Below are 24,334 nucleotides of genomic sequence, written 5' to 3'. Positions count from 1 at the left end.
GAGATTTGCTATGGGTAAACCATTTTGGAGAAGTGTTGAGTACTTCTTTACGGGAAATTATTCTGCTGATGATGGTAACAATAACATTGTTGCGATTGGATTTGGCGGAGAAATAAAGGCTTATGGGGGCGATGATACTATCACTGTTGGTTCTATCGGAGCCACAGTGTATACGGGTAGCGGCAATGATAACGTATATGCAGGCGCTGCTTATCTAAAAGTTGAAGACACTACAGGTAATCTAGGTGTTTATGGTGCAGCAGGCTATGCAGACATAAATAAAAATGGCGATGGTAACGTGTCTTTTGCGGGAGCCGCTGGTGGGGTATCTATTGACCATACCGGTAATCATGGCGATGTTAAGTATGGTGGTATTGCCGCTTATAATGGTCTGACTCGTAAGGGTTTGAGCGGTAATGTCACATTTGAGGGGGCTGGTGGTTATAACAGTCTTTGGCATGAAACCAATCAAGGTAATCTGTATTTCGCGGGCGCTGGTGCCGGTAATAAGCTGGACCGTACCTGGTTCAATCGTTATCAAGGCTCTCGCGGTGATGTCAGTTTTAATGGGATCGGTGCAGCAAACAGCATCAGCTCGCGAGTAGAAACCGGTAATATTTCTTTTAAAGGTGCAGGTGCCGATAACCATCTAGTGCGTAAAGGCAAGGTGGGTGATATTACTTTACAAGGTGCTGGTGCATCGAACCGTATCGAGCGTACCCGTCAGGCTGATGATGTCTACAGTGAAACCCGAGGTGATATTCGCTTTGAAGGGATCGGTGGTTACAACAGTATTTATTCGGATGTCGCTCACGGTAATATCAATTTCTCAGGTGCTGGTGCATATAATGAGATCACCCGTAAGGGCGTTAAAAATGATTTCGCAGGGGAAGGCTTAGAAAATGCTAACGCCGATGAAATTGTACTAACTAGTGCGGATTTAGGTGGTCGCTGGATCCAAGAAAGCCAAGCCGTAAGCGGTGTTAAATCAACGACAGAGGATAACACCTACCTGTTTGCTTTTGCCGACTCTACGTATACCAAAATTAGTAAAGTTAGATTGCATAATGACCCGATTACCGGAAAGCTCGGTTACTACGCAACGTCTTGGTATAAAGAGGGCAATCACTTAACAAATTTAGCAGATCAACAGATTTCATCTGCGAACGGTTTTGTGAACCTTAATATCAACGGTGCTTATACCCTTTCTAAGCTGAAAGTTGAGCATCAGCAATCGGTAACCGTTCACGCGATAGAAAAAAATCTGACGGAATACGAATGGATCACTTACGCAGGCGGTACTTCCATTGATGCAGCTGATGTTACCTTGTCTGATAGTAAAATGGGCGGCCCCTCTATTTCTACTGTTGGTACGAAGATTGATGTACAGGCCGTTAAGTCCAACAGTAAAGCAAATACTTATATTTATGCTTCATTACAGGGTCCATACACCAAAATAGTGGTGGTAGAGCTGGCTAATGATCCAAAGAGCGGAGAACTGAAATACCGAGCAACACCTTGGTATAAAACCGGCGACTATACGGCGAACCTTGCGAACGAAGATATCTCTGCGGGTAATGGCTATAGGCATGCTGGATATTCGCTCAGCGATCTGCAGTACCGTGTTGATTCTGTGAGGGTCACTTCCGATCAAGTCGCTGATATGGAGGAGTATAGTGAAAAACCATTGATTGATGCTTCGACAGACAGTGGTGAGAGTTCTGGAGATGTACGCTTTATTGGCGCAGGTGGCGGTAATGTCATCAAGTCTAATGTGACGCGTGGCAACGTGTATTTTGACGGTGCAGGTATTGCCAATGTGATAACCCACAGCTCTGACTTCGGTAATACCGAATTTAATGGTGTCGGTGCGGCAAATGTGATTGTTAAGAGCGGCCAACAAGGCGATCTAACGTTTCATGGTGCAGGTCTAGGTAATGTACTCGTCCATCAAAGTAAACAAGGTAAGATGGATGTTTGGGCTGGCGGTTTAGTCAATGTGCTGGTTCGTGTTGGCGATGGTGAATATCTAGTTCATTTACTTGCTTACGGTAATATTTCTGTACAGCAAGGCAATGGCGATAGCCGAGTCGTTATGTTCGGTGGTTATAATACGCATACGCAAATCGGTAATGGCAGCGGAACATGGGTTGCAGCTGGTGGTTTTAATGTGATGACTCAAGTAGGCGATGGTGATATTACCTCTGTTTTAGTTGGTGGTGCTAATGTACTTACTAAAATTGGGGATGGTGATTTGACTTCCGGTATGATCGGTGGCGCTAACATCATTACTCACATTAGTGGCGATGAGCAATCCTCTGATACAACTTCAGTTGCGCTTGGCGGCTTAAATGTGTTGACCAAAAAAGGTAAGGGTAATGCACTTGCGGTTATGGCTGGAGGAGGTAATGTTCTGACCCATATCGGTGATGGCAGCACTACTGGTGTAATGATTGGTGGCGCTAACGTTTTGACTAAAGTTGGTGACGGTAATACTACCGGGATCATGCTTGGTCTGGGTAACGTATTAACCCATATCGGTAATGGTCAGACTCTCGGCGTGATGGGCGCAGTTGGTAATGTATTTACTAAAGTGGGTGATGGAACCGCCATTGCCGCTATGGTCGGTGCTGCCAATATCTTTACGCATGTCGGTGAAGGTTATTCTTGGGCACTGATGGGCGGTTTGGGTAATGTATTTACCAAAATAGGCGATGGTAATGCACTAGCGCTGATGATCGCAGAAGTGAATGTGTTTACTCACATTGGTAACGGCACTACCGTTGCGCTGATGTTAGCTAAAGGCAATATTGCGACTAAAGTTGGTAATGGTATGACCATGGCAGCGATGGTGGGCAATGCCAATATTTTCACTCATGTTGGTGACGGTGATACATTTGCAGCTATGATTGGCCAGGCCAATATTTTGACCAAAGTGGGTAATGACTTAACCGCAGCGTTGATGGTAGGTCAGGCTAATGTTTACACCCATGTCGGCGATGGCACGAGTATCGGCATTTTAGCTGGTGAAGCGAATATCATGACCAAAGTGGGTGATGGTACGACGCTTGCTGCGATGTTTGGTAAAGCCAATATCATGACTCATGTAGGTGATGGTCTGAGCGGCGTTCTTGCACTTGGTCAAGCAAATATCGTTACTAAAGTGGGTGACGGCTTTATGGGGGTAGTTGCTGCTGCTAAGGCGAATGTGGTAACGCATGTCGGCGATGGTACTACAGCTGCTGTAATGCTTGGTGAAGGGAATATCTTAACCAAAGTCGGTGATGGTACGACAGTTGGTCTACTGATTTCTAAGATCGGTAACATCATGACCCACGTTGGTGATGGTATGACCATTGGCGTTGCGAAAGGCAAGGCCAACATCATTACTAAAGTCGGTGATGGACTTGGCCTTAATGTAGCCTGGGGCGAGGCAAATATACTGACGCATGTTGGTGATGGCGATCGCTATAACTTTGCCAAAGGTAAAGCCAATATCATTACCAAAGTGGGTAACGGACAAGAGGTTTCTGTTGTTCATGGTAAAGCCAATATTATTACTCATGTCGGTAATGGTGATGATTACACTGGTGCTTGGGGCGAAGCGAATATTATCACCAAAATCGGTGACGGGCGTAATGTTGTCTTAGCTAAAGGTAAAGCTAATATTGTTACGCAAATTGGTGATGGTGACAGCTTCAATGCCTTATGGAGTAAAGGTAATATTGTTACGAAAGTGGGTGACGGTATGCAAGTCACAGCGGCGAAAGGCAAGGCGAATATCGTTACGACTATTGGTAATGGCTTAAGCGTAACGGCAACCTATGGTGATTTGAATATCAATACCAAAGTCGGTGATGGTATTTCTGTCAATGTTGCTTGGGGTAAATACAACATCAACACTAAAGTGGGTGATGGCCTCAATGTTGCGGTGATGAAAGGTAAAGCTAATGCGAATATTCAAGTCGGTGACGGTTTAGGTATTAATGCCTCTTATGCCCAAAATAATGTTGCCATTAAAATTGGTAACGGCGATTTCTATAGCTTGTCTGTAGCATCAAGTAATACTAAGAGTAATAAACTGTCTTCGCTATTCGATAATATCAAACAGACGGTATTAGGCATGGCAGGCAGCCAGGGCATCAATTTCTTGGTGCAGGGTGATGATGCTTCTACATCGGCTTCCCGTAAAGGCCGCGGAGCAATTGCTACTCCGGAGATAACTAAACTCAATGGCTTCCAAATGGAAGAAATTGCAGAGGTTGGCAGTGAACTTGGTGATAGCATGTCAGGCGGTGTTACAGATGTCGAAACGCCAGATGTTGCGGCGATGAAAAGCGAATTAAATGTCGACGAAGATGCGCAATCAACAGAAAATCCAAACTTGATCGCTAACGGAGATTTTGAACAAGGTGCTCAAGGTTGGCTGTCGACCAATGGTATTGAAGCGTCGTATTCAGGCAGTGTTTACGGTGTCGATAATACAGGTCATGGTGCTATTGTTAATGAACTTGCTAGCAACGTTAATACCACTATTTATCAAGATATTCAAAGTTTGGAAAGTGGCGAAGTACTTTTACTGAGTTTTGATTTCGTTCAACGCGCAGGCCTTTCTGCTGGGCATGGTATGCAGGTTCTATGGAATGGCAGCATAGTATTCTCAGCCTCTGGTGATGAAAGTACCTGGCAGCAGCAAACATTGCAACTGACGGCTCAGACCGGTAATAACAGAATCGAATTTAAAGGCACAGGCGAAAGTAATGGCCTTGGCTATATTTTGGATAACGTGGTTGCGAAATCAGAGAAGATAGCGGCAACCAGTGCAGTCAGTGACAACGCACAGCAAAATAAAGCCGCAGCGAATGCCCAGAATGACAAAGAAAAAGCGGAAGCCGATGCGCAACGTTTACAGCAAGAGAAAGATCAACAATTAGCGGCTGTATCCGGTTCTCAAAAGCAGCTCGAAGCGACCGATCAAAACGCATTGAAAACCAATGGTCAAGCAGAACGTGAAGCGCTTGCTGTAGAACAACGAGACATAACCAAAGAACTGACAGATCTGACCCAAGGGCTTGATGCGCTTGATGGTCAAGATAATTACCAAGGTGAATCCGGTGATAGTTGGAGAGATAACTTTGCTGGTGGAATTTTAGATAACGTCCAAAGCAAACTTGATGATGCCAAGTCGAATTCAAATGAGCAGCTTGATAAAGCGGCTCAGCAAAATATACAAAATCAGCAAGATACACAAGCTGCTGTAGCTAAGTCTGAATCGGGTGTCGCTAAAGGTGAAGAAAACCAAGCTAATGCAAAGCATGACATTAATGATGCTAAAGCCAATGCCAATTCACGACAAGATGAAGCTTTAGTTAACCAGCAAGACGCGCTGCAGGCTAAAACGAACGCCAATGCTGACAGTAATCAAGCGCAGCAACGCGGAGAACAAGATAGTTCAGCCGCGCAAAATAAATCTTCGCAAGCCCAAGCTGATGCGAAAGGTACAAAGCAAGATGAAGATGACAAACCGGATCGTAATGGCGCTTCAGGAAGCGGTCTTTCTGGTAAAGCATATGAAGCGCAAGCTGCGGCTGAAAATACAAGTCATGTTGACGCGCATTCTGAAGTTGCTGCTGATGGGCGATATAGTGAAGGCTTGACGGAGCAAGAGTTAGAAGCGTTGGAGGGTGCTAAGGAAGCTGTTAACCGCCTACAAATTAATACTGGTATTCGCCCGAATAATACAGGTTCCGCAGTGACGGAGATGTTTACTCATACTGGTAGTCGTGATGTTACGGTGGAAACCGTAGTAGGTGATAGAGGCCACATAACACGCGAGACAATTGATTACGCAAAAGTTAATCTTGATGGTCTTAGCGGCGAACAAGATAACCAGCGTTTACAGCAATCAAGATCTAAGGTTGTGCCTGAGTTTAATAGCCATTTTGATACAACTTCAATCGGTATTGAAAATGAGTTGTCCGGCTTAGTTGTTGTTTTACCGAAAAATTCGACACAAAAATTTGGCTATGTACATGACGCTGAAGGTAACCCTCTATTTATGTTAACTAAAGACATGAATCAGGGCGGTTATAGTAATCCGGCGGGCATCTCAGATATTAAAGATGTCAGCAATTGGCAGACTCATACCATTGAGTTAGTTACTTACCCAAGCGAAACTAGTGATAAAAAAGCGGTTGAAAGTCGTAAAGAGGCAATGCTTTGGTTAGCCAAAGAATTTACTAGCCATATTAACGATTCAAACCACAAGAGTTTGTCTAACATTGTCAGTCAAGATAACCGTTTTACATTGGTTATTTCGAACTCTAATCATTTGGTTGCTGCTGGTAATGGTACTGCTTTGGAAGCTCATGGCCAAACTATTGGTATGACTCCTAGCGGGCAGCAAGCGACAATGGCGGTGAATGCTAAAGCGTTTGGTATGAGTTCATCACCTGAATTGAAGCTTCTGGAATCAGCTAGTTGGTATAAGTCGGGCTTACAAGATGAGTTCTCTGAGATTGCTAATAATGTGACCCTAGATGACCCGATGACAGCAAAAAATGTGTTTGCTTATCTAACCTCAATCTATTCAAAGACCGCTGATTTAGCAAAAGAGTATGGACTTTATATTAACGATTGGGACCCAGTAGCGGAAGGATTTACGCCTAATGCACAGGGACTGACTGATCCTAAAGTTAAAAATGCATGGGAAATACTACCTAGAACCAGACCTGCGAAAATGTTGGATCTTCTTAGTAAGCAAGATTCAATGTATGTCAGACAGCAGATTTCAGCAAAGTTAAAGTCGACTCATTCTGACACCCTTGCAAAGAATGTTTTTGAGTACTTTCAGTATGGTGGTGAGGTTGCAGGACACGCTATTAATAATGCCACAACCGGCAGCGCTCAATCTCCAGAACCAGCGATCTTATTTGAATTTCGTGCCGTACCAAATGAGTTAAGTGACTATGTTCCAAAGACTCAATCAACGGCAAAACTTGACGTGAAAGTGCTTGATCAGTTTGATTCGATCAACCGAAGAGCCATTATTGCAAAGGTCAACGAATTGGTTAACGGCAATGACGACTTCGATATCTGGTATCAAGCCTATCGTGAGAGTGAAGGTCTACCACCAGTGAAGAATCCTCAGCGTAGTGCTTCAGCTAATCACAAGGCTGAGTGGGTAAGATCACAAGTTCCGGAACAGTGGACAATCATAACAACGCAACATGTCAGTGATGACGCTCATTCGAAAGCGGGCGTGCCTCTGGGTACAACGACTATGCCCACAGAAGAATTGGAATCTCTGGGTTCAGGAGATAATAAAGAGGTTACACTCGATACTGAAAGCGTGTCGCAAGATAAACCTAAAACAGAGCTGATGTCTGTAGCGGATCTGCTTGAGGCGGCTTACGTCAAGGGCAAAATCCGAGGTGAGAGTTACCAAAAAGTGATTGATGCACTTGCTCATTACCATGCGGATTCAGGCGAAAACGTCGATTCTGAACTGGATGCGATGGTTAATCTGCGTCAACAAGTTGAAGGCTATTTGCTAGGGCATCCTGATTCAGGACGAGTGCCAGCTCTTAACGTGCTGTTATCTCAGGTGAGTCAAAACATTGAAGTAGATGATAACACTGTCTATCAGGATGCATTCAGCAAGCTCTATGCTCAACTTGATAATGCAAATGTTAACGATAGCAAACACCTGTATATAGATGTTAATGGTGGCTTTGTTACCAAGGGTAAAGAAAACATTACTGATGCTGAAAAGCTTGCAAGTGGTAAATTAGCGGCAGATAAGCTTAAAGTTACGGTTGCTAAGGAATATGGTCAGGCTGTTGCTGATGCTGTCTTTAATGATTTGCACAAAAATGATCTTGCTAAAGATAGTAAGGGTGTTGATGTCGCAGGACTGAAAAAAATACACCGTGCTATTGAACAACAAATATCTCCAGTTAGCGCAACTCTATTTATCTGGAAGCCGAGTGATCACAGTTCTCTTGGTCATGCAGCAATGCAGATCGGACAAGGCCGGGTTCAAGTAGATGCGCAAGATGCTCCTGATTTTAATCAGAAAAACTATGTGAGCTGGTGGCCGCTGGGCAGCAAGTCTTCGAAGATTAGCGATATTTTCAATATAGCCACATCTGAACACCCAGACCTGAAAATTCGTAAGAGTGATTTTAGTCAACCAGCACACCAAAACGACACTCTTGAGCATGACATGGTGTCTGAAGAAAATGATAACTTCGGTATGGAAGATGGAGATCGCAAACTCGAACGTTTTATAGAAAAACTGAATATTGCTAAAGGCATTGATGCCCAGTTTAAGGATATCTCTGAAGCATTTACGATGGTTGCCTTGATGAACCCTGATATGTTGGAGACATCTGGTATTCCAGAGCATGTTTCTCGACGGTTTGTCGATGAGTGGAATGATACTAGTTATGACATGATGGACGTAGCTAAACGTTTTGCTGAGGAACTGCAAAAACAAGCTCAAGCAAGCAGTGATACGGTATTAATGGAAAAACGTATTGGCAATGTGGTCCGCCAGTTTGCTGATCGTGCACTAGAAGATATTAATAACTTTAAAACTCAAGAAGCTGATTTGGGACGCGTATTCCGAATTAATTTAGAGGGTTTGGACGTTGCGGCAATGCAGGCTGAATGGAATACGATCAGCAATGACCCAGATACCCGCTATCAGCTGCTGACCAAGAACTGTTCAACTACTGTTGCAAAAGTGCTGAAAGCCGGTGGCGCGGATAAGTTGATTGGTCATACTTGGACGCCGAATGTTGGTGTCTGGACGCCAACAGCGCTGTTTAATTACGGTCAGGCGCTGCAGGAAGCTCAACTGGAAATCGCAGCGAAGAAGCAAAGTCGTCATTCAATTGATGATTTTGACGCGTTGTCCGGTAAAGATAATGTGCTGGAATCCGTCGTCATGGAAAATGATGGGAAACCACCACGTGAGAAAACATCACTTAGTCCGTTGACTCGTTTCTTCAATAATGAATTGTACGGAAGTAAAGATGCTCGCCGAAAAATTGGCGACATCACCCAAACCCTGCTTGATCACGCCGTAACTGATGGGAAGTCAGACAAGGTGACGCTGAAAGGTGAGTCAGGCCGATTGAGTGGTTATTATCATCATGGCAACACGCTTGAAGATACTGTGCAGGCTCAAGATGCTTCTCAGAAGGTGGTTTTGTTTGTACATGGTTCGGGTTCTTCAGCTGAAGAGCAGGCGAGTGCAATCCGTCAGCATTATCAGAAGCAAGGCATTGATATGCTGGCTGTTAATATGCGTGGCTACGGTGCAAGTGATGGTGGCCCTAATGAAAAAGGCCTTTACCAAGATGCTCGTACGATGTTCAGCTATTTGGTTAATGACAAAAGTATCGATCCTAGTAATATCATTATTCATGGTTACTCGCTCGGAGGACCGATTGCGGCTGATTTAGCTCGTTTTGCAGCACAGAATAATCAGGCTGTTTCCGGCTTGTTACTAGATCGTCCAATGCCAAGCATGACGAAGGCGATCACGGCACATGAGGTGGTAAACCCCGCGGGTATCGTCGGAGCATTGTCTAAAATAGTTAATGGTCAGTTTTCGGTAGAGAAGAACCTAAAAGGTTTACCGAAAGAGACGCCGATCATGTTGCTAACGGATAATGAAGGCTTGGGTAACGAAGGTGAAAAACTACGTGCCAAGCTTGCTGCGGATGGTTATCAGATATCAGGTGAAAACACCTTCTATGGACATGAAGCAAGTAATCGCTTGATGAGTCAGTATGCTAAGGAAATTGTATCTGGTTTATTTGATGCTAAACCTCAAACAGTAGAAGAGCTTGAGTCATTAGGTAATAAAGCTAAGCATTCTGCGGATTTATCAGAGGTATTCACAAAGGATCAGCTTAAGAAAAATGCCAAGGTATTTGCTAAACCTATCGGTGTGTCTTACCAGAGAATTCTGGATCAAGTTGGTCTTGTGCATCGCACTACGGGCCGTGACCAAATTGCGGCTAGTTTTGAACTGAATAAACAAATTGACGCTTATGTTGAAGCGAATCCGGCATCAGGCCGAAATCAAGCATTTAATCAGCTGAAAGGGCAGATAACGAATGCGTTATTTAACGGTGATATACAGGTAGCTAAAGAGGGTATCAGCGAAATCGCTCAGACTCGTCCTGAGCTTGCTGCGCGTATCTATATCATTGCTCAAGAAGAAGCAAACGGTAAGAATTTGGGATTGACGGACTTGATGGTTCGTTGGGCGAAGGAAGACCCGTATTTGTCTGCTAAAAATGGCTATCAGGGTGATATACCATCTGATCTTGGCTTTGAAGCAAAATTCCATGTTGAACTTGGTTCTCAGTATGCTGATTTTAAGCAGACTCTAGAGAAAGCACAAGCTGAAGGTCTACTCACTAAAGCTGTTATTGATGAGAGCACAAAGACGGTGCACTTGGGTTACACCTATCAAGAACTGCAAGATCAGACTGGTACTGAATCGGTACAAATGGCTGCTTACTTCCTGAAGGAAGCGGCTAAAAAATCCGATCCGACATCAGCAGGCTCTGCTGAAATGATCTTATTGAATAAGTTTGCGGATAAAAATTATATCGCTGAACTTGAACGTCAGCGTATGGATCAAATAGAATCAATTTATCGCAGCAGCCATGATACTGATATTGCAGGTTGGGATAAGCGTTATTCTGGTACCGCTTTGAATGAGTTAAACAGTCAGCTTGGAGCTGCAACCAGTGTGGAAGCACAACTAGCACTGTTGTTGGAAAAACGTAATGGCCTGTTGATTGGCGAAAGCCATGGTAGCGACGTCAATGGTTTACGTTTTGTCAACGAGCAGATGGATGCCCTTAAAGCACAAGGGGTTTCTGTTATTGGCCTAGAGCATTTACGTGCGGATCTTGCTCAGCCATTAATTGATAGTTACCTGTCAAGTGGTGATATGTCTTCTGAGCTACGCATCATGCTGAAAACTAAGCATCTTGATATCTCGTTATTTGAAAATGCGCGTGCGAAAGGGTTGCGTATTGTTGCACTTGATGCAAACAGTACCACTCGTCCGACTATCCAAGGTACAGAACATGGTTTGATGTATCGTGCTGGTGCGGCTAATAATGTTGCTGTAGATACGCTTTCAGGTTTACCGACTGGTGAGAAATTCGTCGCTATCTACGGTAATGCTCATTTGCAATCGCATAAAGGTATTGAAGGTTTTGTTCCTGGTATTACACACCGTCTTGATTTACCTGGTTTGAAGATCAGTGAGACGAACCAGTTCAAAGCGCAGGCTGACGATTTAAGTCAGCGTGTTATTTATGGTGATGTACTCAATAAAGCTAAAATTGAATTTACCAACAGTCTGAATTCAGATGATGGTAAGGTGCAAAAAAATAATGTTGAAAGTTGGGATAAAGTTACCGTAACACCACAGAATGACGGTGGTGATACTCGCTTTGATGGTCAACTTATTATTCAGACTGAAAACGATCCGACAGCAGCAAAAGCCGCGGCTAATTTAGCGGGTAAACATCCTGATTCAAGTGTTGTTGTACAGCTTGATGCTGACGGTAAGTATCGTGTTGTTTATGGTGATCCGTCACAACTATCGGGCAAACTACGCTGGCAAATTGTCGGCCATGGCAGAGATACAAGCGACAATAACAATACGCGATTAAGCGGTTATAGTGCAAATGAACTGGCGGCTAATCTGGTACAGTTTAGCGATGATTTTAGTCAGGCGAAAAAAATCAACAGCAAACCTGAATATATCAGTATTGTCGGTTGTTCGTTGATCAGTACAGATAAGCAGAAAGGTTTCGCTAAAACGTTTATTACTGCGATGGCAGAAAGCGACATTCGTACTGATGTTTCTGCGCGCAGTAGCGAAGTCGCTATTGATTCAACTGGCCATAAGCATACGCGTGATGCAGATGATCAATGGGCAAAGAAACTGGTCGACAACAAAGTTGTTCTTAGCTGGAATGATCAGGGTGACGTTACTGTTCGAGAAGAAACGGTGCGTAACACTATTGCTGAAGGTGATATTGATCTTAGTCGCGTTGGTTTAAATGAAAACGATGGTGTTACTCGTGGTGCGATTGCCGATAATGACGATGTCTTTACTGCGCCAGAAAAGCGCAAAGATAAAATTGAAACGAGTAGCTCGAATAAATCGGATAATAAAGTGAGTTATTCTGGCAACATCCAAGTGAACGTCGGTGATGGAGAATTTACAGCGCTCAATTGGGGCACATCAAACGTCGGTATTAAAGTCGGTACTGGTGGTTTCAAGTCGCTGGCCTTTGGTGATAATAACGTGATGGTGCATATCGGTAACGGTGATAGCAAACATAGCGTCGACATGGGCGGTTACCAAGCACTGGAAGGTGCGCAAATGTTTATCGGTAACCGTAATGTGAGCTTCAATATGGGACGCAGTAATGATTTGATCGTGATGATGGACAAATCAATCCCAACTCCGCCATTGGTTAATCCTTTTGATGGTGCAGCGCGTATTTCAGGTGTACTTCAGAGTATTTCTGCATCAGGGAAAGATCAGGATTGGTTGGCCGCTCAGGGCAGTCAATGGACATTATCGGGTGTGAGTAAATACGTTAAAGATATGTCAGGTCTGGACCAAACCAGCAGTGTTGATTATACAACTTTAGTTAATCTGGATTCTCAGCACGAACGTAGTAGCCGTGGTCTGAAAAGTGATACTGAAGCAACATTGAACAAGAAGTATAACGAATGGTTAGGCGGTAATAAGAGTTCAGACAGTAGTAAGATGAGCCGTTCAGATAAGCTCCGTCAGAAAAATGAAGAGCTGGCATTTAACCTAGCTGTAGGTGGCAGAGGCGCTGATATTCAAGTAACGACTGGTAACTGGAACTTTATGTTCGGTGATAATATTCAGTCCATTCTCGATACTAACCTCGGTTCGTTATTCGGCCTGATGACTCAGCAGTTCTCTGCAACAGGAAAAGCGGGAACAACCTTCACTTATAACCCTCAAGACTTACCTCGTCAGTTACAAAATAAGCTGTTGGGTAAACTTGCTGGCGTCGGCGCTGATACTACATTGGCTGATATTTTTGCGGTTGATTATACTGCTGATGGTCAAATAGTTGCACGTAATGGCGAGGCTGTAGATGGCGTCGCTATACTGACTGAAATGGTGGAAGTGGTTGCTGAATTTGGTGGCGAACAACTGAAATCATTCATTGATCCGTCGACATTGTTAGATAGCTTGAAATCAAGCTTAGATATGGGTAAGGATGGCCTCAACTCGTTTGTTGAAAGTCATGGTTTAAAAGACAAAGCACCGGAAGAACTGGAAAATAAAGCAACGGTCAGTGTTAATGCTGAAACAGATTCTCAGGCTAAAGCTGTAACAACAGATGAAGTTGCAGGGAAAGAAGAGCGTCCGTTTGGATTCAATGCGCTTAATTTACCTAACTTATTTGCCACTATTTTTAGTGCAGATAAACAGTCTGAAATGAAATCTCTGGTGACCAATCTGAAAGGTAACCTGACTGCAGATCTGCTTAATATGAAGGAGGCAACGTTTGATTTCCTTCGTAATAGCGGACATCTGCAAGGTGATGGTGATGTGAATGTATCTCTGGGTAATTATAATTTCAACTGGGGTGGCGACGGTAAAGATCTCGGCGCTTATCTCGGTGACAATAATAATTTCTGGGGTGGTCGCGGTGATGATGTTTATTACGCAACTGGTACGTCAAATATTTTCACTGGTGGTGAAGGTAATGATATGGGCGTGCTAATGGGCCGTGAAAATACGATGTTCGGTGGTGATGGTGATGATACTGCTGTTGTTGCTGGTCGTATTAATCATGTGTTTATGGGAGATGGTAATGACCAAGCCTTTGTCTTCGGCGAAGGAGGGACTATTGAATCCGGTTCAGGCCGAGATTATGTTGTAACATCAGGTAATTATAATTCTGTACAGGCTGGTGATGGTCAAGACTATGTGGTTACGATTGGTAATAATAATCAGATCGACTTAGGTAATGGTGATGACTTCTCGAACGTGTTCGGTAATTATAATCGGATTGACGGTAAAGCGGGCAACGATGTTATCAAATTGATGGGTTACCACGCAGTGATTGACGCTGGCGCTGATGATGATCACTTAATCGCAGCATCTATCTCTAAATTTAGTGAGATAGATGGTGGCGAAGGTAATGATCTACTCGTTCTTGGTGGTTATAGTAATAACTTCCAAGGCGGCGCCGGAATTGACAGCTTTATGGTCAATGTTAATGTAATCGACAATCAGGTTACAGACATTTCTGCAGATGATTTCATTGTCTTTAATAACGTGAACTGGAGTGATTTGTGGCTGCAGCGCAGCGGTGAGGATTTACAGATCAAGATAAACCGTAAGGCTGATTATACTTCGGCACAGGCTAAATTTGAAAGCCTCGGCTTGGTTACCTTCACTGACTACTTCGCGGATAACCGAGCTAAATTAGTGATCAGCATGGATGCCAAGCAAGAATCAGGGGAACGTGATTATACTGCGTTGTCGAATGGTGCTGTAGATAATTTAGTACAGGCCATGAGTGGTTTTGAACCATCAGCTGGTGATGCTGGGTTTATGGACCAATTAGATAACGGTGCAAAACACAACATTGCGTTAGCGTGGGGTAATGTGAATAAAGGGACTGGCAATATAGCGTAACTTTATATTATTAGCAGTGTAATTTATTGCGCTGCTAAGCATCAAATCTTTTAAATATTATACAGAGACATCCCCATTTTTGAGGTTGTCTCTTTTTTATGTCCCCATTTAAATTAAATTGCATTACAGAAACGTTCTTCACTATCAACTCATTTTATTCACCTCGCTGGTGGCGATTTAGTCAATGCTCAAAACCTCTATATTTTAGACCATCATGCATAAGTGTTAATAAATGGTGGCAAACTTTAAATCTGCATATAACTTCGCCACTATCTAATGCATCAGCAAATATTGAGTGTAAGTGGTATTATTCCCGTTATTAGTATTCTACTGTTTGAAAGGAATTTAAATGTCTGAAGTTTTAACTCATCAAGTACTCCCTACCAAGGTACTTTTTACCCAAGAAATCACCCAATCTTTAACTCAAGTTCAATGGGTTGAACAAACAGACACAGGTTCTTATGTCGTAACTGAAAATACACCTTTCCACCCAGTTAGCCATATTTGGCCAGATCATCCTGCAGACAAAGGTTTCTTAGTATTGGCTGGTACTAAATACGCTGTGATTGATTGTCTTACTGGTGCGTTTGATATTGAAAATAACAAATTACACGTAGGCGCAGATATTCCAGTGAAACGTGGTGAAGCAGGTTGGCATTTTGTTGTTGTGCACGAGTTAGCGCTTGATGCAGTGATAAACCTTAGTGATGACGTTGAATTGATTGTTGATGCAAACTATCAAGGCGCATTAAGCCGCGGCCATAGTGCAGGGCACTTAGCTTCTTTTGCATTAAACAAAGTACTTGAGCAAGCTTATTGGCGCAAAGATGCATCGCGTAAAGATGCGTTAAACAACCGTGATTTTCATTCGTATGCACAAGAATTAAGTCTAGTTTCTGAAAACCAATCAACAGACACTTACCGTTTAGGTAAAACGTTGAAAAAACGCGGGCTTAATGTCGCTGAGATGTTGACTGATCTAGCTGAGATTGAAGCTAGAGTTAATGACGTACTGGCAACTTGGCTTGCGACTAAAGCACCTGTGGTAATGAAGTGTGAAGGTGATGCGCTTACAGACTCGCGCTTTTGGTGTTGTGATTTAGGTATAGGGGAAAGTATTACGATGCCCTGTGGTGGTTCACACGTACAAAGTTTGGCTGAATATAACGCGATTAAGATTGTATTAACACTAAAGTCAGAACAAGACTTAGAGATGATCACAACGGCAAGTTAGTTGTTTGTGTTAGTTAGTATTATCGTTATATAGAAGCATAAAAATAATAAAGGCGCATTATCTGCGCCTTTGTTGATTTATTTTTTGCTGTTACTGAAGTAATAGCTAGCACTTATTAAGCACTAATACTGGCGTTGTAACCTGGTACGCGAAATAGCTTGCGACATAAATCAAGGAACTGGCCATAAAACACACCAACAAAACAAGATACAACCGCATTACTTGATACCGCTGTTACGATCTGAGCGAAGTCAGCACCGACAGATAATAAAATTAATGCGTAAACAGGTGATTGGAAAGAGACATACGCAAACGTATCACCAAACTGCTTGGTTAGTTTATTCTTAACTAATCTAGCACCGGTCTTAATAATATAGTCGCGATACAAACCATAAGGGTATGCGATCGCGATGTTCACCGGGATTGAAACTACACGAGAAGCTAAAGATCGTTCAAACGACATCCCAGAGACAAAAATCTCAATCAACATTCCCACAACAAAACTAAATACTACCATTGCGAATGTATCAGCTGCGGCATTACGTACGCAGAAAGGGGTTTTAACTTGCACTTGCTTATCTCCAATTAGGTTAATGTATCATTATAATCAACTAATCCATCACCTATAAACTGGATGTTTAACTATAAGCGGGATATGTGGGTATTAAATCACGTATTAAGCAGTTTTAATCGCTATAGTTTTGTTTGTTTTTGAGTTTTTTATATATTAAATACTGGGAATGAATGAAAAATTGAGAGTTAATGCTGGGGGCTACAAAAGACGATGTGAATTAATGTGATAAGGTTCAAATTACTGGCCGAAGTTGGTGGCCAGTATCTCGTAAGTTGGAATTACTTATTGACAGGTGGGTCAGGTAATTAAGCTGTTAAGGTAATTTCATAGCTGCTGAATTTACGGATATTGATAACACCCGTATCAAAAAACAGGTATTGGCCTTTAATGCCTTGCAATATACCTGATACAACCGGCTCTTTATCAAAGTTGTGCGACACAATTTTGATTGGATGCTGCGTGACAGGGTAATTAATAGTCACTATTTCTTCTTCAAGCTCTTCAATTGCATCCAAACCATACATCATTTCGATATTACCTAATTGCTCTTCTATTAAAGGCATTAAGCGAGCAGCTTCGGCTTTTAAATCAAGGTCTGCATTTTCACCTTTAAGCATGGTACGCCAATTAGTTTTATCACCAATGAATTCAGCTAATGCAGTTTCAACTAACCCTGATATCAGGCGAGTCTTAACTTTGAATATAGGTAGGCCCTGTGTGGCTCCTTGATCAATCCAACGTGTTGGCAGTTGTGTGTGGCGCGTAATACCGACCTTTAATGCTGATGTATTTGAAAGGTACACATAATGGTCAGTCATACAGAAATCATCAGCCCACTCTGGTTGACGGCACGTACCGTGCTCATAATGGCATGTTTCTGGCTTCATGATGCACATGTCACAACTCGCTAGCTTGCGTGTACAAACAAAGCAGTGACCCTGTGAATAGCTTTTCTTGGTTTTCTTACCGCAATTTGAGCAATGTATATTGCCGGTGTGCGTCAGAGTCAGTGATTTACCGATAAATTCGTTTAACGAAATGAGCGTATCGTCGAGTGGTAACTGGTAACTCACACTGCTATCTGCATTAAGAGTTGAAACCATTTTACTGATATGGCCTGTGTATGACATTTTGAGTATTCCATTGCTGGTGAAATTATTGGGCTTAGTCGCGATGTTAATTTACGGATTTATTCTTATTTAACCGGATAAATTCATGCAAGTTCAACAAAAGCCGTGTAATTATAATGTAATTCTATATAATACTGGGTCTGAAATTTCTTTCTAGTTATAGTTTTACTTTTGATCATTCGCTGACAATTTTGTTTTTCGATGACAGAACGTTTAACTCAAATTTCAGTTTATTAGTGGGTGTTAGTTATTTGTACTTAACACTTCACTGAACATTATCACTTGGTGTGCTACTCACACCATAATTTATGCAAACGCTGCATCGTAGGCAGCATCACTGCACAAGGATATAAAATGCCTGTTATTACTCTTCCAGATGGCGCTCAGCGTCAATTTGACAATCCAGTATCGATTATGGAAGTTGCCGCAGATATCAGTTCTGGTCTTGCTAAAGCGTGTATCGCTGGCCGCATTAATGGTGAACGTGTTGACGCATGTGACCTGATCACTGAAGACGCTGCAATTGAAATCATTACTTCTAAAGATGCCGATGGTCTAGAGATCTTACGTCACTCTTGTGCGCATTTACTTGGTCATGCTATTAAGCAATTATGGCCAAACACCAAGATGGCTATTGGTCCTACCATTGATAAAGGCTTCTATTATGACGTCGAAATGGAAGAACCAATTAGTGAAGCTGATTTAGCTAAACTAGAAAAGCACATGACTAAACTGGTTAAGACCAACTATCAAGTAATTAAGAAAGTTGTATCTTGGCAAGAAGCGCGTGATACGTTTGAAGCACGTGGTGAAACTTATAAAGTAGCTATCTTAGACGAGAACATCGGTCGAGATGAAACGCCTGCTTTATATCACCATGAAGAATACATCGATATGTGTCGTGGTCCACACGTACCAGTAATGAAGCATTGCCAGCATTTTAAATTAATGTCTGTTGCTGGTGCATACTGGCGCGGAAACTCTGACAACAAGATGTTACAACGTGTTTATGGTACAGCTTGGACAGATAAGAAAGAGCTTAAAGAATACCTACAACGCCTTGTTGAAGCAGAGAAACGTGATCACCGTAAAATTGGTAAGCAACTTGATCTTTACCATATGCAAGAAGATGCACCAGGTATGGTGTTCTGGCATAACGATGGTTGGACGATTTTCCGTGAGTTAGAAACCTTCATTCGTGAAAAGCTTCGTGACTTTAATTACCAAGAAGTGAAAGGTCCACAAATTATGGACCGTAGCTTATGGGAAAAATCAGGTCACTGGGACAAATATGCAGACGGTATGTTCTGTACTCATTCGGAAAACCGCGAATACGCGATTAAACCAATGAACTGTCCTGGTCACGTACAGATTTATAACCAAGGTTTAAAATCTTACCGTGATTTACCATTACGTATGGCTGAGTTTGGCTCATGTCACCGTAATGAACCATCAGGCTCGTTACATGGTTTGATGCGCGTACGTGGCTTTACACAGGATGATGCACACATCTTCTGTACTGAAGACCAAATACAACAAGAAGTATCTGACTGTATCAAGATGGTTTTCGAAACGTATGCAACATTTGGTTTCAAAGATATCGAAATTAAGCTGTCAACACGCCCTGAAAATCGTGTAGGTAGTGACGAAACTTGGGACAAATCAGAAAAAGCACTTGCTGATGCATTAACGGCAAGTGGCCTAAGCTATGATATACAAGAAGGCGAGGGTGCGTTTTACGGACCTAAAATTGAATTTACCCTACATGACTGTTTAGATCGTGCATGGCAATGTGGTACAATTCAGCTAGACTTCTCAATGCCTGAGAAATTAGGTGCTGAATATGTGTGTGAAAATAACGGTCGTGATACGCCTGTTATGATTCACCGAGCGATTTTAGGGTCTCTTGAGCGCTTCATCGGTATTCTAATTGAAGAATATGCCGGTCTTTTCCCTACTTGGATATCACCTGTTCAAGCTGTTGTAATGAACATTACAGACAAACAGGCTGTTTTTGCTACAGAATTTGTAGAAAAAATGAAGAAAATAGGCATTAGAGCAAAATTAGACTTGAGAAATGAGAAGATAGGCTTTAAAATCCGCGAACATACTTTGAAACGTGTGCCTTATCTTTTGGTTATCGGCGATAAAGAAGTCGAGTCAGGAGAAATTGCAGTACGTACTCGTAAGGGCGTTGATTTAGGTACTATGAAGTTAGATGACTTTATTAGTAAATTACAAACCGAAATCAATAGCCGCGGTAAAACAACTTTGGAGGATTCGTTATAAAAGGCGGAAAAAAAGGTCAACAACAGACGACCAGACAACATCGTATAAATGAAGAAATTCGTATACCTGAATGTCGCTTAAACGGTGCTGACGGTGAAGTAATTGGAATCGTATCTATAGGTGACGCTCTTGCTAAAGCAGAAGAACTAAGTCTAGATCTTGTAGAGATTAGCCCGAATGCCGAGCCTCCTGTTTGCCGTATAATGGATTACGGTAAATTTATATACGAGAAAAGTAAGTCTGTTAAAGAGCAGAAGAAAAAGCAAATTCGGGTTCAGGTTAAGGAAATAAAATTCCGTCCTGGAACTGACACTGGCGATTATCAGGTAAAACTACGCAACCTGACTCGCTTCCTCGAAGAAGGTAACAAAGCAAAAATTACGCTGCGTTTCCGAGGTCGAGAAATGGCGCACCAGAGCTTAGGCTTTGATCTTTTGAATCGTATTAAAGACGATCTAAAAGAAATTGCAGTCGTGGAGGCTTTCCCGAAAATGGAAGGTCGTCAAGCTGTAATGGTGTTAGCCCCAAAAAAGAAATAGTAGGTGCTTCCAAGTAGTATGAGTGTGTAAACACTTGTGCTCGCCTTATTATTATTCATTAATATTCAACAATGCGGAGTTATAATGCCTAAGTTGAAATCGAATAAAGGCGCTGCAAAGCGCTTTAAAAAAACCGCTAATGGTTTTAAACGCAAACAGTCTCACCTACGTCATATTTTGACCAAGAAGAGCACTAAACGTAAACGTCACCTTCGTGGTACGCAAATGGTTGCAGCATCTGATGTAGCATCTGTTAAACGTATGCTTCCATACGCTTAATTTTAGATATAAAAGAGGAAATTAGTTATGCCTAGAGTTAAACGCGGTGTTGTTGCACGTGCTCGTCACAAGAAAGTCTTAAAACAAGCTAAAGGTTATTACGGAGCTCGTTCACGAGTTTATCGTGTTGCCTTCCAAGCAGTTACTAAAGCTGGTCAATATGCTTACCGTGACCGTCGTCAACGTAAACGTCAATTCCGTCAATTATGGATTACACGTATTAACGCTGCTGCACGTCAAAATGGTATGTCTTACAGCCGTTTCATTAATGGCCTTAAACACGCCTCTATTGAAATCGATCGTAAGATCTTAGCAGACATTGCTGTATTCGATAAAGCGGCATTTACTGTACTAGTAAATAAAGCAAAAGAAGCAGTTGCTTAATTTTTTAATTAAGTAGCAGTTATCAAAAGGAGACCTCGGTCTCCTTTTTTAGCATCTGGCATCTGAACTTCATACCAACTATCTACCACGAACTAGTACTAATACCACAACTAGCCAATACGACTACCTATAAATAATTAATACGAGCGAGCTATAAAATAGCGATAACTACCTGTCTACAAAGCCTTCTATATACTTGCATAATGCTTTTCTGTAATATCAATTTACCAATTTAAAATAATTTTTAGATAGATATTCAAATTCATGCATTATTTATTATCTTTACTCCTGATCACCGTTCTTAGTTTAAATACTACGTTTGCAAAAGCAGAAGGAATCGTCATCGATTCTAATTTTGAAGTTGGTCGCCTTGGCTTAACATCAAAATACGTTGAAGATAAAACCAATTCATATAGTTTTGATTATTTGTCACAGAGACCGTCTGCTGTCCCGTGGGTTAACAGTAATCAAGCTCATTTTAACTTTGGATTCTCAGAGAGTGCTTTTTGGTTTAAAGGCGAGGTCATAAATAAAGCGGGCATTGAGAAATACCTCATTATCGATTTTGGTGATTCGTTATTAGATAACATAGATCTATATTTGATTGCTGATGATGGTAGTACGATTGCAAAAAGCCTAGGTACTCGTCGTCAAGATAACGATAATATGTCTAATGTAACATTCGCGACAGGGTTTAAGATCGGTGCTGGTGAAACCATGCATTACTTTATACGTCTTAAAACAAGTGCATTCTTACAAACACCGTTAACAATTTGGAACGCTAACGATTTTATCGATGAACAATCTCAACATAAATTAATGGTTGGTATGTTTATTGGCTTATTCTTGATGATGATATGTTACTTGACGTTTTTGTATATTCATCTTCACGAAGCCCGATTGATTCAATATATCGCATTTATAATTTGTTATTTATCAGTTGTATGGATAATAGAAGGTTTTGGGTTTGCCTATAAAGTCGATGTTATAGCGCAACATTATGATTCGATAATTGTGGTGTTAATGGGGGTTATTGGATTAAATCTGAGTTTATTTGCACAACAACTGCTGAAATTAAGATACCGTGCTTGGTTCTCACTATCTATTAAAACATTAATTGTTTACTCCGTTATTGTTATTTTAAGTCCGTTATTCTTTTCATTTAAAGCGGGTATTATATTAGTGTCTGTTTTGGCGTTGGGCATTACATTATTATCGATCGTATGTGGCTTATTTTTTATTCGTGACGAATCTAAAGATGTCCGTTTCTATGTACTGTCGTTGGTATATTTTATACTCGGTATCGATATACACATTTTAACGCGTTTCGGTGTCCTCGGCGACTTTGAGTTTGTTGATTATATTTCAGCATGTTCAGCATTAATCATATTGGTTTATTTATGCTGGAATTTCGCCAAGCAAATGGCACATGACAGAGTCGTAAAAAAAGACATTGAGAAGCAAATTACATCGGTTAATGAGCGTTATTACAGCGTGTTTCAAAATGCCGCAGAAGGTATGTTTACTACATCAATTGAAGGCAATATTTTAGCGATTAATCAGTCGATGTGTCGAATGTTAGGGTTTATTAATCTTGAAGACATGAATAAATCGGGTCATTTCAAAGCTGATGAATTCTATTCAGACCCTTGCCAGCGTGAAAAAATAATCGAGACTTTACGTATTGAAGGCGAGGTTAACAGCATAGAGATGTCTGGATATGACCGCTATGGCGAAGTATTTCATGGTGAAATTAATATGCGTTTTAATGTCCAACCAGACATCACTGTTATTGATGGCTCATTTGTTAATACGACGAAGCGCAAACAGCATGAAATAAAACTTGAGTCTATCGCTAAATATGATCAGCTCACAGGATTAGTTAATCGTATACACTTTGAGAATCTGGTTGGCGAGTCATTGGAAAGTAATCGCTCGGTACTTGAAGATAATATATTACTGTATATGGACCTTGACCAGTTCAAATTGGTTAATGATATATGTGGTCATGATATTGGTGATTCATTACTGAAGAAAATAACGCTCATTGTAAAATCATTCCTTGACGAAAATGCCATATTGGCTCGTCTTGGTGGTGATGAGTTTGGTATTCTGCTTAATCACACTAACTTTGATGATGCACTCGAAGTCGCAGATAGTATCCGTTGTGGCATTGAAAATTTTAGGTTTACACACAAAGGTCGTCACTTTGTGCTGGGTGTAAGTATTGGTATCGTGATCCTAGATGAGTCAATTGAGAACTTTGCACAAGCATTAAGTCTCGCTGATACAGCTTGTTTTACGGCAAAAGAACAAGGACGTAACCGTATTCATGTATATAGTAAATGCAATGATGTCATGTTGGGCCATCAACGTGAAATGCGTTGGATTGGGGTATTACGTGAAGCGTTAGATGAAGATAGATTTGAATTAGCATATCAAACGATAATGCCATTATCAATTGATATCAAAGAAGGTTATCGTTATGAAATATTACTTCGCTTAAGAGATGCAGAAGGTAATTTACAGTCGCCGAGTGAATTTATTGCCGCCGCTGAAAACTATAACTTTATGACACAGTTAGATCGTTGGGTTGTTAAAACATACTGTCAGTGGCTATCGTCTAATCCAACACATCTGGTCAACCTTAGCTCTGCGTCAATTAATTTATGTGGCCAATCTTTAGTAGATAGCAGTATGCACACATACATTGAAAATACGATATTAAGATACGGTATTCCACCTGAAAAATTGTGTTTTGAAATAACAGAAAGCCAAGCAATTATGGATTTTGATCAAACGATTTTGTTCATGAATAAATTTAAAGCGTTAGGATGTCGTTTTAGCCTGGATGATTTTGGTAGTGGTTTTTCTTCATATAGTTACATTAAACGATTACCCATTGATCAACTTAAAATTGATGGGGCATTTGTCGAAAATATCGAAACAGATCACATTGATTACACTATGGTTAAGTCATTTAATGATATCGCTAGGGCGGTTAATATTAAGACTGTCGCCGAATATGTTGAAAATGAAAACATCAAAAATATCTTATCAGAAATCGGCATTGATTACGTGCAAGGCTATTTAATAGCCAAACCTCGACTTTTAGTCGATTTTGTTGATAATGAACAACTTGATTCCGTTTAAGTACTA

Annotated in this window: 9 protein-coding genes; 7 read left to right on the top strand and 2 right to left on the bottom strand. The window is 41.5% G+C overall.

Annotation, left to right across the window (positions count from 1 at the left end):
• Window positions 1–10: 10 nt before the first annotated feature.
• Both rtxA and CXF93_RS11210 read left to right on the top strand, forming a co-directional pair.
• Window positions 11–14,746 (top strand): MARTX multifunctional-autoprocessing repeats-in-toxin holotoxin RtxA, encoded by a 14,736-nt coding sequence (rtxA, locus tag CXF93_RS11215; protein ID WP_101062597.1) that lies wholly within the window; start codon window positions 11–13, stop codon window positions 14,744–14,746.
• 349 nt (window positions 14,747–15,095) lie between these two features.
• Complete coding sequence (locus CXF93_RS11210) at window positions 15,096–15,980, top strand: metal-dependent hydrolase (protein ID WP_101062596.1); 885 nt, start codon at window positions 15,096–15,098, stop codon at window positions 15,978–15,980.
• A 115-nt stretch (window positions 15,981–16,095) separates the two neighbouring features.
• On the opposite strand, the gene CXF93_RS11205 is transcribed toward CXF93_RS11210, so the two are convergent.
• Complete coding sequence (locus CXF93_RS11205; RefSeq protein ID WP_101062595.1) at window positions 16,096–16,551, bottom strand: L-alanine exporter AlaE; 456 nt, start codon at window positions 16,549–16,551, stop codon at window positions 16,096–16,098.
• A gap of 308 nt (window positions 16,552–16,859) precedes the next feature.
• Window positions 16,860–17,684 (bottom strand): DUF2797 domain-containing protein, encoded by an 825-nt coding sequence (locus CXF93_RS11200; protein ID WP_101062594.1) that lies wholly within the window; start codon window positions 17,682–17,684, stop codon window positions 16,860–16,862.
• Window positions 17,685–18,038: 354 nt separating this feature from the next.
• On the opposite strand from CXF93_RS11200, the gene thrS reads away from it, so the two are divergent.
• From thrS to CXF93_RS11175, 5 genes are all read left to right on the top strand, one after another.
• Window positions 18,039–19,973, top strand: a complete 1,935-nt coding sequence (thrS, locus tag CXF93_RS11195; protein ID WP_101062593.1) for a threonine--tRNA ligase — start codon at window positions 18,039–18,041, stop codon at window positions 19,971–19,973.
• Complete coding sequence (infC, locus tag CXF93_RS11190; RefSeq protein WP_101062592.1) at window positions 19,970–20,512, top strand: translation initiation factor IF-3; 543 nt, start codon at window positions 19,970–19,972, stop codon at window positions 20,510–20,512. Before thrS ends, infC begins: the two co-directional genes overlap by 4 nt.
• 84 nt (window positions 20,513–20,596) lie before the next feature.
• Window positions 20,597–20,791 carry a 50S ribosomal protein L35 gene (gene rpmI / locus CXF93_RS11185; protein WP_101062591.1) on the top strand — a complete coding sequence of 65 codons (195 nt, stop codon included), beginning with the start codon at window positions 20,597–20,599 and terminating at the stop codon, window positions 20,789–20,791.
• A 27-nt stretch (window positions 20,792–20,818) separates the two neighbouring features.
• On the top strand, window positions 20,819–21,175 hold the full coding sequence (rplT, locus tag CXF93_RS11180) for a 50S ribosomal protein L20 (protein WP_019439702.1): 357 nt from the start codon (window positions 20,819–20,821) through the stop codon (window positions 21,173–21,175).
• 264 nt (window positions 21,176–21,439) lie between these two features.
• Entirely contained in the window at window positions 21,440–24,328 is a 2,889-nt protein-coding gene (locus CXF93_RS11175) for an EAL domain-containing protein (RefSeq protein ID WP_101062590.1), read from the top strand.
• The last annotated feature ends 6 nt before the right edge of the window (window positions 24,329–24,334 follow it).

Origin of the sequence: Moritella sp. Urea-trap-13 (assembly GCF_002836355.1) — a bacterium.
Classification (GTDB): domain Bacteria; phylum Pseudomonadota; class Gammaproteobacteria; order Enterobacterales; family Moritellaceae; genus Moritella.
Note: the sequence above shows the minus strand (reverse complement) of the source record. Positions and strands in the feature narration are given on the sequence as shown.

What these genes read in the sequence shown, in the direction of transcription:
- rtxA (WP_101062597.1), top strand. Translation starts at nt 11, where the DNA reads ATGGGTAAACCATTTTGGAGAAGTGTTGAGTACTTCTTTACGGGAAAT.
- CXF93_RS11210 (WP_101062596.1), top strand. Translation starts at nt 15,096, where the DNA reads ATGTCTGAAGTTTTAACTCATCAAGTACTCCCTACCAAGGTACTTTTT.
- thrS (WP_101062593.1), top strand. Translation starts at nt 18,039, where the DNA reads ATGCCTGTTATTACTCTTCCAGATGGCGCTCAGCGTCAATTTGACAAT.
- CXF93_RS11200 (WP_101062594.1), bottom strand. Translation starts at nt 17,684, where the DNA reads ATGTCATACACAGGCCATATCAGTAAAATGGTTTCAACTCTTAATGCA.
- CXF93_RS11175 (WP_101062590.1), top strand. Translation starts at nt 21,440, where the DNA reads ATGCATTATTTATTATCTTTACTCCTGATCACCGTTCTTAGTTTAAAT.
- rpmI (WP_101062591.1), top strand. Translation starts at nt 20,597, where the DNA reads ATGCCTAAGTTGAAATCGAATAAAGGCGCTGCAAAGCGCTTTAAAAAA.
- rplT (WP_019439702.1), top strand. Translation starts at nt 20,819, where the DNA reads ATGCCTAGAGTTAAACGCGGTGTTGTTGCACGTGCTCGTCACAAGAAA.